Source organism: Dyella sp. 2YAF14 (assembly GCF_052114725.1).
Taxonomy (GTDB): domain Bacteria; phylum Pseudomonadota; class Gammaproteobacteria; order Xanthomonadales; family Rhodanobacteraceae; genus Dyella.
Genome location: NZ_JBFRFH010000019.1, coordinates 1 through 14,398, shown reverse-complemented (window position 1 = coordinate 14,398; position 14,398 = coordinate 1). Strand labels below are relative to the sequence as shown.

10 protein-coding genes and 1 pseudogene are annotated in these 14,398 nt (G+C 62.1%); 8 read left to right on the top strand and 3 right to left on the bottom strand.

Going from position 1 to position 14,398, the window contains the following annotated elements; translation table 11 throughout:
• Positions 1-5: 5 nt before the first annotated feature.
• From ubiB to AB4Y82_RS18750, 4 genes and pseudogenes are all read left to right on the top strand, one after another.
• The gene (gene ubiB, locus AB4Y82_RS18765; protein ID WP_441602137.1) at positions 6-1,643 is read left to right on the top strand and encodes a ubiquinone biosynthesis regulatory protein kinase UbiB; all 1,638 of its coding nucleotides are present in this window, start codon (positions 6-8) and stop codon (positions 1,641-1,643) included.
• A gap of 10 nt (positions 1,644-1,653) precedes the next feature.
• Positions 1,654-2,362: pseudogene (locus AB4Y82_RS18760) on the top strand (pseudouridine synthase).
• A 49-nt stretch (positions 2,363-2,411) separates the two neighbouring features.
• Positions 2,412-2,834, top strand: a complete 423-nt coding sequence (gene arfB, locus AB4Y82_RS18755) for an alternative ribosome rescue aminoacyl-tRNA hydrolase ArfB (protein WP_121883105.1) — start codon at positions 2,412-2,414, stop codon at positions 2,832-2,834.
• Entirely contained in the window at positions 2,831-3,427 is a 597-nt protein-coding gene (locus AB4Y82_RS18750) for a 1-acyl-sn-glycerol-3-phosphate acyltransferase (protein ID WP_441601983.1), read from the top strand. Before arfB ends, AB4Y82_RS18750 begins: the two co-directional genes overlap by 4 nt.
• Before the next feature lie 105 nt (positions 3,428-3,532).
• Here AB4Y82_RS18750 and AB4Y82_RS18745 read toward each other — a convergent pair whose 3' ends face one another.
• Positions 3,533-4,567: a LysR family transcriptional regulator gene (locus tag AB4Y82_RS18745; RefSeq protein ID WP_441601982.1), complete on the bottom strand. Its 1,035-nt coding sequence runs from the start codon at positions 4,565-4,567 to the stop codon at positions 3,533-3,535.
• Between the two features lie 129 nt (positions 4,568-4,696).
• Between AB4Y82_RS18745 and aceB the strand changes: the two genes are divergently transcribed.
• Together aceB and aceA are read left to right on the top strand one after the other, a co-directional pair.
• Positions 4,697-6,295 (top strand): malate synthase A, encoded by a 1,599-nt coding sequence (aceB, locus tag AB4Y82_RS18740; protein WP_441601981.1) that lies wholly within the window; start codon positions 4,697-4,699, stop codon positions 6,293-6,295.
• A gap of 134 nt (positions 6,296-6,429) precedes the next feature.
• On the top strand, positions 6,430-7,734 hold the full coding sequence (aceA, locus tag AB4Y82_RS18735; protein WP_441601980.1) for an isocitrate lyase: 1,305 nt from the start codon (positions 6,430-6,432) through the stop codon (positions 7,732-7,734).
• 111 nt (positions 7,735-7,845) lie between these two features.
• Here the strand turns inward: aceA and AB4Y82_RS18730 are convergent, their stop codons facing one another.
• Both AB4Y82_RS18730 and AB4Y82_RS18725 read right to left on the bottom strand, forming a co-directional pair.
• Entirely contained in the window at positions 7,846-9,636 is a 1,791-nt protein-coding gene (locus tag AB4Y82_RS18730) for a cation:proton antiporter (RefSeq protein ID WP_441601979.1), read from the bottom strand.
• Between the two features lie 283 nt (positions 9,637-9,919).
• Positions 9,920-10,387 (bottom strand): ATP-binding protein, encoded by a 468-nt coding sequence (locus AB4Y82_RS18725; RefSeq protein WP_441611559.1) that lies wholly within the window; start codon positions 10,385-10,387, stop codon positions 9,920-9,922.
• A gap of 91 nt (positions 10,388-10,478) precedes the next feature.
• Between AB4Y82_RS18725 and AB4Y82_RS18720 the strand changes: the two genes are divergently transcribed.
• Entirely contained in the window at positions 10,479-12,566 is a 2,088-nt protein-coding gene (locus AB4Y82_RS18720) for a hypothetical protein (RefSeq protein ID WP_441611557.1), read from the top strand.
• The gene (locus tag AB4Y82_RS18715) at positions 12,566-14,293 is read left to right on the top strand and encodes a hypothetical protein (RefSeq protein ID WP_441611555.1); all 1,728 of its coding nucleotides are present in this window, start codon (positions 12,566-12,568) and stop codon (positions 14,291-14,293) included. The genes AB4Y82_RS18720 and AB4Y82_RS18715 overlap by 1 nt, the downstream gene beginning before the upstream one ends.
• Positions 14,294-14,398: the final 105 nt, after the last annotated feature.

The window sequence follows — 14,398 nt, the reverse complement described above, 5'->3', positions numbered from 1 at the left end:
CACCGCTGAAGGTGGTACCGCGCGTGATGCGCGTCGCTTCCGTTTTGCTCGCTTATCGCCTGGATGAACTGGTCGATGCCGCGCACTTGTTCCGTCCGCTCAAGCTGGTGCGCCCGTTCGTGGCGCGGCCGCGCACGGACATCACGAATCTCCCACGCGGCGCCCGCCTGCGACTGGCGCTCACCGAGCTCGGCCCGATTTTCGTCAAGGCCGGCCAGGTCCTTTCCACGCGCCGCGACCTGGTGCCGGCGGACATTGCCGACGAACTCGCGCAACTGCAGGATCAGGTGCCGCCGTTCCCCGGCGCCGAAGCGCGCGCCATCATCGAGCAGGAACTGAAGGCGCCGATCACCGCGCTGTACACCAGCTTCGATGAAACGCCGCTGGCCTCTGCCTCGATCGCGCAGGTGCATGCGGCGACACTGGCCGATGGCAGCGCGGTGGTGGTCAAGGTGCTGCGTCCGGGCATCGACCAGCAGATCGCGCGCGACATCAAGCTGCTGCGTTCGCTCGGCGAGCTGGCGCAGCGCTGGCATCCCAATGCCGACAAGATCCGCCCGCTCGACGTGGTCGCCGAAGTCGAGAAGATGCTGGAAAACGAGCTGGATCTGCAGCGCGAAGGCGCCAGCGCCAGCCTGCTTCGCCGCAACTTCAAGAGCGGCGAAGACCTCTACGTGCCGGCGGTGTTCTGGGACCTCACCAGCGCCCGCGTGCTGACGCTCGAACGCGTCTACGGCGTGAGCTGCGACGACATCGCCGCGATTGATGCGGCCGGCATCGACCGCAAGGCGCTCGCCGTAAAGGGTGTGCGACTGTTCTACGAACAGGTGTTTCGCGACAACTTCTTCCACGCCGATGCGCATCCCGGGAATATCTGGGTCGACACGGCGCGCCCGGGCGATGCGCGCTTCATCGCACTGGATTTCGGCATCATGGGATCGCTGCCGGAACGCGACCAGTATTGGCTCGCGCAGAATTTCATCGCCTTGTTCGAACGCGACTACGCACGCATCGCGCAGCTGCACGTGGATGCCGGCTGGATGCCGTCCACCGTGCGCATCGACGAACTGACCGCGGCAGTGCGCACCGTCTGCGAGCCCTACTTCACCCGTCCTCTGTCGCAGATCTCACTGGCCGAGCTGGTGGTCAAGCTGTTCCAGACGGCGCGCCGCTACGAGTTGACGCTGCAGCCGCAGCTGATCCTGTTGCAAAAGACCTTGCTCAATATCGAAGGCGTCGGCCGCATGCTCGACCCGGAGATCGATATCTGGGCGGTGGCGCACCCGGTGCTCAAGCGCATCCTGCGCGAGCGCTACAGTCCGCGCCAAACCCTGCGCGAGGTGCGCAAGCGCCTGCCCGAGTGGTTCCATGCCGCGCCTCAGTTCCCGGAACTGGTGCGCGATGCGTTGCGCCAGGTGGCTACCGGCGAGCGGCAGACGGTCAGTGATCCGGCTGAACTGGCGCAACAGCGCGATGAGGGGCAACGCACGCGACGCGCGCTCTCGTTTGGGTTGCTAGGCGCGAGCTTGCTGATTGGCAGTGCGGTGCTGTGGACTCAGGCGAGCGAGCACGGCGTGTGGCTCGCATCCGCTTGCTCCGCTGCCGGCTTGCTTGCCTTCGTAGCGGGCTGGCCTCGTCGCTGATTGTTCCGACATGCTCGATATCCTCTACCAGGACGACGCCATCATCGCGGTGAACAAGCCCGCGGGCCTCGCCGTGCATCGTTCGAAAATGGTCGGCAACGCAGAAGAGTTTCTGATCGACCTGCTGCGCGAACAGGTCGGTGGCACGACCTACCTCGCCCATCGCCTCGACCGCGCGACCAGCGGCGTGTTGCTGGTGGCGCGCTCGAGCGAGATTGCCGCCTCGCTCGGCGAGCAGTTCATGGGCCGCAACGTGCACAAGCAATACCTCGCCGTGGTGCGCGGCTGGCCGGAGCCTGAGGAGGCGCTGGTCGATTATCCCCTGCCCGGCTCCCGCGACAGCGGACCGCGGCGCGAGGCGCGAGGCGCGCACCAGCTATCGACGGCTGGCCACGGTGGAAGTACCCATTGAACTGGGACGCTATCCCCAGCAGCGCTACGCCATGGTGCTGGCCGAACCGCAGACCGGCCGTTTTCGCCAGATCCGCAAGCATATGGCGCACCTGCACCATCCCATCATTGGCGATTGCCAGCACGGGCGCAGCGATCACAACCGCCTGTACAAGCAGTACTTCAGCTGCCACCGCATGCTTCTGCACGCGTGGCGGCTGAGTTTCGCGCACCCGCTGAGCGGCGAGCCGATGCGTCTGGAAGCGCCGCTGGATGCCGCCTATCAAGGCCTGCTCGAACGCTTCGGCTGGTCTTTGCCGGATTTGTGATGCGCCGCGTCGTGGCGGCATGTCACGCTCGCCCGCTAAACTTTGCGCCATGCTCACCATCAGCCGATCCATCGTCCTGCCCGAGACCGAGCTGACTGAGCGATTCCTACGCGCAGACGGTCCCGGCGGCCAACACGTCAATCGCACGGAAAGCGCGGTCGAACTGCGCTTCGACGTGGCCCATTCGCCGTCCCTGCCCGAACCACTGCGCGCACGCCTGCTCGCGCGCCGCGATCGCCGCCTGACCGACGAAGGCGTGCTGGTGATCCAGGCACGCCGTTTCCGCGACCAGGGCCGCAATCGCGAAGATGCGCGCGATCGCCTGGTCGAGATCATCCGTGCCGCCCTGGTCGTACCCAAGGCGCGCATCGCCACCAAACCCACCCGCGGCTCGAAAGAGCGCCGGCTCGCCGGCAAACAGCAACGCGGCAAGATCAAGCAAACGCGGTCGCGTGACTGGAGTCGTGAATGAGCACCCCGATGCTGCCCCCTGCCCCGCCCGAGGCGCCCAAGCTCAACAGCAAGTTCTGGCCGTGGCTCGCACGCTGCCTGCTGCGCCTGTCCGGCTGGAAGCTGCTCGGCGAGCTGCCCAACGAGCCCAAGCTGATCATCATCGGTGCGCCGCATTCGTCCTATTGGGATGGCTACTACGGCCTGCTGATGAAGATCGGCCTGGGCGTGGACATCAACATCATGATCAAGCGCGAGGTGCTGGACGGTCCGCTGGGTATCATCCTGCGCCCGATCGGCATGATCGCGATCAACCGCAGCGCCGCGCTCAACGTGGTGGATCAGATGGTGCAGCGGTTCCGGGAAAAGGACCGCATGTGGCTGGGCATCACGCCCGAAGGCACGCGCAAGAAGGTCAAGCAGTGGAAGTCGGGTTTTCTGCGCATTGCACATGATGCGAACGTGCCGATCCAGACGCTGTTCCTGGATTATCCGAGCAAGACTTTCCGGTTTGGACCGGTGGTGCACGCTACGGATGATCCGGATGCGGATATGGCGAAGATCCGTGCGTTGTTTACGCCGTATCGGGGCAAGCACCGCAACGCGAACGATTGAGCGCACGTAGGCCTCATTGTGGGAGCGCACCCTGTGCGCGACTGGCGGTGATGGAACCTGAGGCCGTCGCGCACAGGGTGCGCTCCCACAGAAAGCCATGCGTCCCTAACGCTCCGAATGGCCCGACTCATCGTAATCGCGATGCGTCAACAAGCCCGGCTTCACCAGATCGATAAACGCCCTCGCCTCCGCGCTGAGGAACTTGCCTTTGCGCATCACCACGCCGTAGCTGCGCTGCGGGAAATACTGCTTCATGTTACGGACGGCCAAACGCGAGCGGTCCGCTTCGGTGATGCAGATGCCGGTGACGATGGAAATGCCCAGGCCCATGGCGACGTATTCCTTGATCACGTCCCAGCCGCCCACTTCGATAGCCACGCGGTAAGGCACCTGCCGCTGCTGGAAAACCAGGTCCACCAGGCGGTACGTCGACAATCGCTGCGGCGGAAGGATCAGGCCGTACGGCGAGAGATCCTGCACCGTCACCGTGGTCTTGGCCGCCAGCGGATGATCGGGCGGCATGATCAGCATCGGGTCGTAGTGATGCACCGGCGCCCACGCGATGTCGTTGGGCACGTCGAGCATGGAGCCCACGGCGAAGTCCGCTTCGTCGGCGCGCAGTAGCGCCAAGCCGTCCTTGCCGGTCACGTTGGCCAGTTGCAGCTGCACTTCGGGGTAGCTTTCGCGGTAGCGGCGCACCAGATCCGGCAGCAGGTACTGGATGGTGGAACTACCGGCGGCGATGGTGAGCCGTCCGCCCTGCAAGCCCTTCACCTTGGCCTGGAAGTCGCGGTCGAGGTTTTCCCAGCCTTCCACCAGCGGGCGCGCGAGCTCGTACAGCGCCTCGCCCGAATCGGTGAGGTTGATGCGTCGGCGCCGGCGCTCCAGCAGGCGGACACCTAGCTCGCGCTCCAAGGCCTGAAGCTGGAGGCTCACCGTCGGCTGAGACAGAAACAGCGCTTCGGCCGCCCGAGTCAGCGTGCCCAGCTTCACCGTGTAGACGAACGCCCTCAGCTGCTTCTGGCGGTTGCCCTTGTAGTAGAACCGGCTCCCTTCACCGCCCTCTCCATACGTATCCGTACGTCGCCGATGGGGCGCCACAGTGCGCTTTTTTGCCTTGTTCAGCGGCTTCTTGTCCATCAGCGGCCTTTTAAATTCATGGTGTTGCGATAGACATTAAGAAAGACAATACCAAAGATTGAAACATTTGCTTTGTCAAAGCCAGTCTCCGCGACCTAGTGTCATCCCAACGTCATCACGGAGATTCCCATGGCCGTCCCCAAGGAACGACTCGCCCTTTCCGCGGCGCAGGTGCTGGGCGGCATCCGCCCGGAACACGCCGCCATCCTCACCCCCGAGGCCCTGGCCTTTCTGGCGGAACTGCACCGGCAGTTCGACGATCGCCGCCTGAGCCTGCTGGCCGCCCGCGAGGGCCGTCAGGCCCGCTATGACGCCGGTGAGCTGCCTGACTTCCGTGCCGACACCGTCGCCATCCGCGAGGGCAACTGGACGGTGGCGCCGATTCCGCTGGCGCTGCGCGACCGCCGGGTAGAAATCACCGGACCGGTCGAACGCAAGATGATCATCAATGCGCTCAATTCCGGCGCGAAGGTGTTCATGGCGGACTTCGAGGATTCCTCGGCGCCCACCTTGGCCAACCAGATCGACGGCCAGATCAATCTGCGTGACGCGGTGAATGGCGCGATCGAATTCACGTCGCCCGAGGGCAAGCACTACCGCGTCAACGGCAACCCTGCGGTGCTGGTGGTGCGTCCGCGCGGCTGGCATCTGCCAGAGCGTCACATTACCGTCGACGGTGAACCGATGTCCGGCGCGCTGGTGGATTTTGGTCTGTACGCCTTCCACAACGCGCGCACGCTGCAGGCGCGCGATCGGGGCCCGTATTTCTATCTGCCCAAGTTGCAGGCGATGGAAGAAGCGGCGTTGTGGGACGACGTGATGGCCGCCGCCGAGGCCGCGCTCGAGCTGCCGCCCGATTGCATGAAGGCGACGGTGCTGATCGAAACGCTGCCGGCCGTGTTCCAGATGCACGAGATCCTGCATGCGCTGCGCGGGCGCGTCGTCGGTCTCAACTGCGGTCGCTGGGACTATATTTTTTCGTACCTGAAGACCTTCCGCGGCCATCGCGACCGCCTGCTGCCCGACCGCAGCCAGGTGCTGATGACGGTGCCGTTCCTGAAGTCCTATTCGGAACTGCTGATCCAGACTTGCCATCGCCGTGGCGCGTTTGCCATGGGCGGCATGGCTGCACAAATTCCGATCAAGGGCGATGACGAGGCCAACGAAGCCGCACTCGCCAAGGTGCGCGCCGACAAGCTACGCGAAGTGCAAGCAGGCCATGACGGTACCTGGGTGGCGCATCCCGCACTGGTGCCGGTCGCGCAGGAGGTGTTCGACAAGTACATGCCTTCGCCCAACCAGCTCAATGTGACGCGCAACGACGTGAAGGTGTGCCGCGACCAGCTGATCGCACCATGCAGCGGCACCATCACGCGCGCCGGCTTCGACAACAACGTGGAAGTGGCGCTGCGCTACACCGCCTCGTGGCTGGACGGGCAGGGCTGCGTGCCGATCCATCACCTGATGGAAGACGCGGCGACCGCAGAGATTGCGCGCTCGCAGATCTGGCAATGGCTGCATCGCGGTCCGCTGGAATTCACCGACCACGCGCCGATCGATTTCGCCTTCTTCGATCACGCGCTGGTGAAGCACACGCACCGGCTGGTGGAGAGCAACAGCCCCGTCGCACATCGCGCGGAAGAGGCGGCGGCGTTGCTCAGGCAACTTACGCACGCTGAAGAACTCGGCGACTTCCTCACCCTGGCCGCGTACGCCCAGATCGGCTGATCGGCAGCAGAGCAACGGTGGGAGCGCACCCTGTGCGCGACAAGCCAACGGAGCGTCATGCCGCAAGGCCGCAGTCGCGCACAGGGTGCGCTCCCACACATCCGCATTCATGCACATGCAACGGAGTCTCTCTCATGAAAACCACCCTGCCTACCGCCGATCAGCTTGCCCTCGAATGGAAGAACAACGCCCGCTGGAACGGCATCCAGCGCAACTACGACGCCGATGCCGTGGCACGGCTGCGCGGCACGGTGGCGGTTGAGCACTCGCTCGCCCGTCGCGGCGCGGAGCGTTTGTGGAAGTCGCTGCACAAGGAAGATTTCGTCAACGCACTTGGTGCACTCACCGGCAACCAGGCCATGCAGCAGGTGAAGGCCGGCCTGCAGGCGATCTACCTGAGCGGCTGGCAGGTGGCAGCGGATGCGAACCTCGCCGGCGAAATGTATCCCGACCAGTCGCTGTATCCCGCCAACTCGGTGCCCTCGGTGGTCAAGCGCATCAACAACACGCTGCTGCGCGCGGATCAGCTGCATCACGCGGAAGGGCAGAGCGACATCGACTGGATGGTGCCGATCGTCGCCGATGCGGAAGCCGGTTTCGGCGGCGTGCTCAATGCATTCGAACTGATGAAGGCGATGATCGAAGCGGGCGCCGCCGGCGTGCACTTCGAGGATCAACTGGCCTCAGTAAAGAAGTGCGGCCATATGGGCGGCAAAGTGCTGGTGCCGACGCGCGAAGCGGTCGACAAGCTCAACGCCGCACGCCTCGCTGCCGACGTCCTTGGCGTGCCCACGCTGATCGTGGCGCGCACCGATGCCGATGCCGCCGACTTGCTCACCTCGGACATCGACGACAACGACAAGCCGTTCATCACCGGCGAACGCACGGTGGAAGGCTTCTTCCGTGTGCGCCCGGGCCTCGATCAAGCCATCAGTCGCGGCCTCGCCTATGCGCCGTATGCGGATCTGGTGTGGTGCGAAACCAGCAAGCCCAATCTGGAGGAAGCGCGCAAGTTCGCCGAGGCGATCCACGCGAAGTATCCGGGCAAACTGCTCGCCTACAACTGCTCGCCCAGCTTCAACTGGAAGAAGAATCTCGACGACGCCACCATCGCCACCTTCCAGAAGGAACTGGGCGCGATGGGCTACAAGTTCCAGTTCATCACGCTCGCCGGTTTCCATAGCCTTAACTACGGCATGTTCGATCTGGCCTATGGTTATGCCCGTCGTCAGATGAGCGCGTTCGTGGAATTGCAGGAGAGGGAATTTGCCGCCGCCGACCGTGGCTTCACTGCGGTCAAGCACCAGCGTGAAGTCGGCACGGGTTACTTCGATGCGGTGACCCAGGCGATCCAACAGGGACAGTCGTCCACCACGGCGCTCAAGGGGTCCACGGAAGAGGCCCAGTTCCACGCCTCGCGCCAGGCCAGCGCCGCCTGACGCTGCCTGCCTCGCGTAAGCCGACAGGGACGTCGGCGCGTGCGTGGGGAGCGCGGCCCTGTCCAGCGCCCCCACGCATGCACGCAGGGAAGGTGTCGCACATCGCTTCGATCAGCTCGGGCTCTGCGGGGGCACCAGCGCAATCACCATCCATCCGGGGCGCGGCTCCAGTTCTCGCTTCACCGATGCGACGCGCAGGGCGCCATGCTCCTCGACGCCGAACAACAACACCGTCGGCGAACCGTATTGCTCGATGAAATTCGGCCAGTCGAAGGTCGCCGTGAGACGCGTAGACTTGATGCGCCAGCCTTCGGCGAGACGCTCCAGGAAACGTTCGTGCGTCATGTCGGCATCGAACAGCGTCGGCGCCGCGAGATCGCCGCCCAGCTGCACACGACTGGCGGTATCAACACCATCGTCGTTGCTCAGGCGATACACCTTGCCGCGGCCGAACTCCTGCCGGTAGTACACGCACGCCAGCGCGTTGCGTTCGCGATTGGTCGACATGGCCAGCAAGCGTCTGACACCGGTGAGATCGAGATGGCGCTCCGCATGTGACGACGCGGGATAACCGTAGAAGGTCGGCAGGCCATCCATGCGCGCCAGCTTGATGCCTTCCCATTGTTCGTCCGCCACGATCACGTGGAAGCCCGCATCGGCCAGGGCACGCGCCACCACGCGCGCCGCCTGATCCGCGCCATAGATCAGCACGCCGGTGGGATCGGGCTCGGCCACCTTCAACCAGCGCGCCAGCGGACGCGCCGTCGCGCTCTGCAGCACCACGGTGCCTATGATCAAGATGAAGACCAGCGGCACCAGCTCCTTCGCGCCAGCCATGCCCAGCGCTTCGAGCTTGAGCGCAAACAGCGCGGACACCGCCGCTGCTACGATGCCGCGCGGTGCGATCCATGCGATCAAGGCGCGCTCGCGCCAGTTCAAGCCGCTGCCGATGCTGGCGATCGTCGCGGTCACCGGCCGCACGATCAGCTGCGCGACGATGAAGATGGCGATGCCGGCCCCCAGCATGCCGTCGGGCAACGGCCAACTCAGGCGCGCCGCGAGCAGGATGAAGAGCGTGGAGACCAGCAGGGTGGTGAGGTTTTCCTTGAAATCGAGGATGTCGTCGATATGCACGCCGCGCATATTGCCCAGCGCGATGCCCATGATGGTGACCGTCAGCAGGCCCGACTCATGCGTGATCGCGTTCGACAACGAGAAGGCCAGCAGCACGGCGACCAGCGTGCCGTAGTTCTGCAGATATTCCGGAATCATCTGCCTGCGCAGCAGGAACGCGAGTATCCACGCCGCCAGCAGACCGATCACGACGCCACTGGCGATCACCGCCAGAAACACGCCCACCGTGTGGCCTTGCTGGCGCGAGACGATGGCCTCGTAGACCAGCACGGCAAACAGCGCGCCGAGCGGATCGATCACGATGCCTTCCCAGCGCAACGTGTTGGCAATGCGTGCATTGGGCCGCACCGTACGCAGCATCGGCGCAATCACGGTGGGGCCGGTGACGCAGGTCAACGCGCCGAACAGCAAGGCAACTTCCCAACTGAGGCCGGCAAAGTAATGCGCCGCCACGGCGAGCATGAGGACGGCGATCACCGCACCGTAGGTCACCAGGCCACGCACCGCGCGACCGATCTCGCGCAACTCACTGAAGCGCAGCGTCAGGCTGCCTTCGAACAGGATCACCGACACGGCCAGCGATACGATCGGGAATAGAAGCGGTCCCAGCAGGCGGTCCGGCGCCAGCACGCCGACCACGGGCCCCATCACGATGCCCGCCAGCAGCAGGAACAGGATCGCCGGCAGCCTGACGCGCCACGCAAGCCATTGGGCAAGAAAGCCGATGCCCAGAATGCCTACCAGCAGGAGTCCGAGATCGAGCGTCATGCGCGGTCCTTCGTGCGGTCGCAGTGCGGCTATCGGAGCACGCGCCGCGCGCCGACGTCCACGACGGCAAGCCGTCGGTCGACGGGGAAGCATCTACAAGGGGGGAGAGGGAGGGCCAAGCCCCGGTATCGGACGGGGGAGGGGGAGGGAGTACCGATACCGGGGTGGCAGGCATGGCTCAATGCAGAACCAGCGAGTACAGATAATACGCCTGCGTCCGACCAAGTCAATACCCGTCAGTTCAAAAATTACCCGCAAGGGCCATAAGGCATGCTGGCCGTCCTTAGAAACGGCGATACATCAAGGCTTCCGCGAGGTGGTTGCGGTCGAGCAAGGCTGCGCCGCCGTCCAGGTCGGCAATCGTGCGGGCCACCCGCAGGGTACGGTGATAGGCGCGGGCCGACAGCCCCAGCCGCTCCAGCGCGCTGTCGTACCAGCGACGTTCGGCCGGTCCCAGGGCGCAGTCGCGCTCCAGTTCACGCGAGCTGATCTCGGCGTTGGCGCGTCCTGCCCGCATCAAGCCGTGGTGGCGCGCCTTGATCACGCGCGCCCTCACCGTCGCCGAGTCTTCGTCTTGCGGACCTGGCGGCGTCCCCAGTTCACCCAGAGGCACGCGCGGCACCTCGATGCCCAAGTCGATGCGGTCCATCAACGGCCCGGAAATGCGGCCGCGATAGCGCTGCACCTGGTCGGGCGTGCACTGGCAACGCTGGCGAGGATCGCCTGCATAACCGCAGGGACAGGGATTCATCGGCGGGTTTTGTGAGAAAAGTAGCTACCCGGCATATAGAAAAGTCGCGTAGAAGTACAGAAAAATCGCCCCAAACGCCCGGGAGATGGATGTGCCTCGAGAAAAAAGGAACGCCGGGGAAATAGACGCTCGCGAGAGCCAGGAACTGTCCCTCACAGTCGCCAATGCCGAGCGCAGCAGCGGCACCACGACGGTAGGCCTGGGGTTCTTGAAGACTTGGCTCGGCCCCCATAGCGAGCGGGTAATCACGGCGCTCGCTAAACACTCGCGCGGTTATAGCGCCGCGTCCGAAACCTACGCACTTCGAAAGGTGCTGCGCTGCTGGGCAGCGAAGGCCAAATCCGATGGATTAGCTAGCCCCGGCGCCATTGTCGACGGCGAAACGGCACTTGCTGCACTTTCGGGACTTCGCGAAGGCTTCTATCTCACCGAGACAACCAAGGGGCGCGCGCTAACTACAACCACCAACTCTTGGTTATCGTTCCTCCGGTTTCTGCCGAAGCTCGTTGCCATCAATGCGTTGCCAGCAATAGACACTTCTTCTCCAGCAATAGCAGCTCCCCTTGCTAAGGACGTACTCACCGCAAGAGTTGACGAACCTGAGACCTCCCAAACAACGCCAAAGACCTTTAGGCCCGAGAAGAACTCCTATAACGACGACCTTCTCGAACCAATCTCCATCATTGAATCGGAGATTGGGTACATAGACGAATATCGTGTTCGCCTCGAAGAGGCTATCAGTACCATCAAGGCATGCGCACTCGCGGAGTTCACAGAGTTCGAGCAGTTACGTGACAAGGGTAGGGCACTAATCGAATCCACGGATTTCGATCAGATCAGAGAGAGCTATTTGTTGGTTCCAGGCTCCCGAATGCGCTACAAGGATCAAGTCAATCGCAAGCACTTTCTCAAGCACAACGGCGGACACCCCAACCTATTGGGGAACCTTTTGTCAGTAGTTCACCATGAAATGGCAGGACTTCCTGAGTTACACCGCAAATGGGGAGCAAATTGGAGTCCCCTTCCAAACAGCGGCCCTCACTGGCAATACATATCCGCTTTTGGGAAAAACGAGCTCCTCCCGTATTTGGGCGTCATGACTGCTGGTGTCGCCGCGGTCTGTCTGACAATCATTATCCTGGAGCATCCAAAACTCAATCCGACTTCGCTCTACAGGGCGACGCTTGATGACAGCAAAGGCCGCCGCATTCTTCTCTCGTCGGCAGGTGAGGATGACAACGTCATCCGCCTGAGCACGGACAAACCTCGGGCGGGAGAAAGTAAATGTGTATTACTTAGCTCTGTGGCTGAACGAGTTATCGCGCGCGTGCTTGAGTGGACTGAACCGCTTCGCGCTGCGCTGCGTCGCCAGGGAAGACACAAAGAGGCAAACCGCCTCTGGCTCGGCATGTGCCAACATGACTATTCGATTCGAATAATAAACGAGAAGGCCTTTTTGCGCGGCTTGCGCGGACCACTCAGCTGCCCTTCGGATCGTAACCGCGGTATCAAACGTCCAGTCGAAGGCTTTCTTGGCCGTAACCCCATACTTGTGAGGTGGGCAGATAATTTCTCTTTCAAGATTCTCCGAGTCAACGCTGGCATATTGATATACCTCAACAGCGATGGCGACCTTGTTCAAACGGCGCTCGCGTTTGGCCATAAATCCGTCGCAACAACTATCGGCCACTACATCCCAGAGCCATTGAGAAGGGCCATCTACGAGCGCCAAATTCGGCGCCATCAAAATTACCTCATCGCTTCGTCGACTGACGATCCTTCTATCTCCGCGCGGGCGTGCGACTTCTCCACCATAGACGAACTTCACGCATTTCTAAGCTCATACTCTTCGATCGAGTGCCCGCTCGCGGATCAGTCGCTCCGGCACAAAGGGAACACCGGAAACTCCAATAGCCACACGCATCGTATTGTCCTCATGGACGATCCACAAGCTCTCGCAGTCGCCATGGTCTATCGCGACAAGCTGAGCTTCGCTTCACCTCAGTTTCTCAATCGCGCCGATGCAACTACCGGCCTGAAACCGCAGTTTTGGGTGGACGTAGTCGACTGCATGTTGAAGCCCCTTCCATTCTCCTTACAGCCCGTTGGTCGGCTCGTGATCAAGGCTTTGGCGGTCAAACCGACGCTCCAGAATCTACGCCTGCCGGACATTTCGTGATGACCGCTCTTCCTAAGAACATCCTTACGTTCTTCAATGACACAACACGCGACATAAGCACGGCATGGAAGCCCGATTGGTTGCGCAGCGAGCTCGAAGAGGCCGTATGGGTCGTCGCTTTGGACGACGACCTTCGCGAAGTCACCGGGCAGGTCAAGGGTGGGGTTCGTCTGCGCTGGGATATTAGACTGCCAGACGGTCTACTAATCGAAAGACAGTTCACACTCGCCCACCAGCATGCCAAACATCTACTTATTGTCGAGCACGCATGGAAGAACCGAAGGAGCATTGAGACCACCCATCGAGTTCTCATATTGCTCATCGAGTATCTTGCGGTACGACGGCCGGCAGATCTTCAGCAGCTCGGTCTTGCCGCGGTCACCGTGGACGATGTTGAAGAGTTTGCCGCGGCTTTTGAGGAATCTGGATTCTGCGGAACGGCTGCCTACATTGAACGGTGGAGCACTTTTCTTGAAAAGCGATGTGGGACATCGTCTCCCGGGCCGACAGTAACCGCCTATCTCCTCGCGGCCAATGCCTTTCGAGCCAGTGGAAGAATCGACACACGCTACGTTGCGCAGGCAATAGGCACAGATCAGCGAAGAGCGTATGTCAGCCGTGTCTTCGGTCGTCACTTGAGTCGATATGGAATGGACGCCCAGGGGATGGGCGAAAGCGATCAATCTTCTCAGGGACCTGTAACAGGCCAGACCCTTAGAGCTTTGATTCAGATCAGCAAAGCGGCCTCCCGCATACCTAACTTCAAGACATGGGATCTTGCCGACACCGCCACGATCTCAGCCAACATAAGCGCATACATAAACGTGTCCACAGGACGAACGCGCACCATGCCCATGCGCGTAGGCCGCCAACTGGTTGAGGGCTGTATGCGGTGGCTACTCGATGTTGCGCCCCATGCCGAGGCCCATCTTGAGCATGTGAGCCGAGTCGTCACCTCACAGGGCGGTGGCAGACATGCCCCAATCAAGAGCATCCAGAAGGCTGAAGAAGTCTGTGCGCCCGGGATTACCGAAGTAGCAATACCCCGGCTCTGGAAAACCCTACCTGACTCACACGCTGCTACGCGCATCCACACCGCCGTCTGCTTCGCGGTAACCGCGCTCTTCGCATGCTGCAGGCGAACCGAGGTTTTGGAACTTGACCCGACGTCGGTCATCGATAGCGGGGACAGGCCCTACCTCGACGTAACCGTCGCTAAGACCCGGGCAAGGATGAGGAAACCCATACCGAAGGCTCTCGCACAAGCCCTATCGAGCCTGAACCGATTCAAGCTGCTATGGAATGCGGCCATGCCCAGCGACGATCCGTTGCTAGCCCGCCGAATTTTCTTCCGCATTTCTAACCGAGGCCTTAGTCCCATCGCTAACGAATCCATCTATGTCTACTTGAGGGAGTTGAGCGAGTACCTTGACCTGATGGATGAACAGGGCAATCGCTTCGTCGTACGGCCACATCAACTGCGGAGGTACTTTGCCATGACGTTTTTTCATGCCTATAGCGGTGAGAACTCGCTTCCTGCACTGTCATGGTTCATGGGACATGACAGTGTCCAGGAGACCTGGCGCTACATTAAAGAAGAGTTGACCGGGTCAGAGCTTACGGATGTCGAAGCGTCCATGGCCATGGCTGCAGTGTATTCAGACGACCAGTCGGCCGCTGTGGGCGTGTGCAGAATTTTGTGTAACCGGGGTTTGGGTTACCGCTGAGGAAGTCGTTCCTCGAACTGAATCGTAAAGCGGTTCAATGCAGCCTTCCAGTCGCGGATCGGCAGCGTCCATTTCTTGCTGATGTTGCGCAGGGCCAGGTAGTAG

Coding starts and splice junctions, on each gene's coding strand:
- arfB (WP_121883105.1), top strand. CDS start 2,412: ATGCTCACCATCAGCCGATCCATCGTCCTGCCCGAGACCGAGCTGACT.
- AB4Y82_RS18750 (WP_441601983.1), top strand. CDS start 2,831: ATGAGCACCCCGATGCTGCCCCCTGCCCCGCCCGAGGCGCCCAAGCTC.
- AB4Y82_RS18745 (WP_441601982.1), bottom strand. CDS start 4,567: ATGGACAAGAAGCCGCTGAACAAGGCAAAAAAGCGCACTGTGGCGCCC.
- aceB (WP_441601981.1), top strand. CDS start 4,697: ATGGCCGTCCCCAAGGAACGACTCGCCCTTTCCGCGGCGCAGGTGCTG.
- aceA (WP_441601980.1), top strand. CDS start 6,430: ATGAAAACCACCCTGCCTACCGCCGATCAGCTTGCCCTCGAATGGAAG.
- AB4Y82_RS18730 (WP_441601979.1), bottom strand. CDS start 9,636: ATGACGCTCGATCTCGGACTCCTGCTGGTAGGCATTCTGGGCATCGGC.
- AB4Y82_RS18725 (WP_441611559.1), bottom strand. CDS start 10,387: ATGAATCCCTGTCCCTGCGGTTATGCAGGCGATCCTCGCCAGCGTTGC.
- AB4Y82_RS18715 (WP_441611555.1), top strand. CDS start 12,566: ATGACCGCTCTTCCTAAGAACATCCTTACGTTCTTCAATGACACAACA.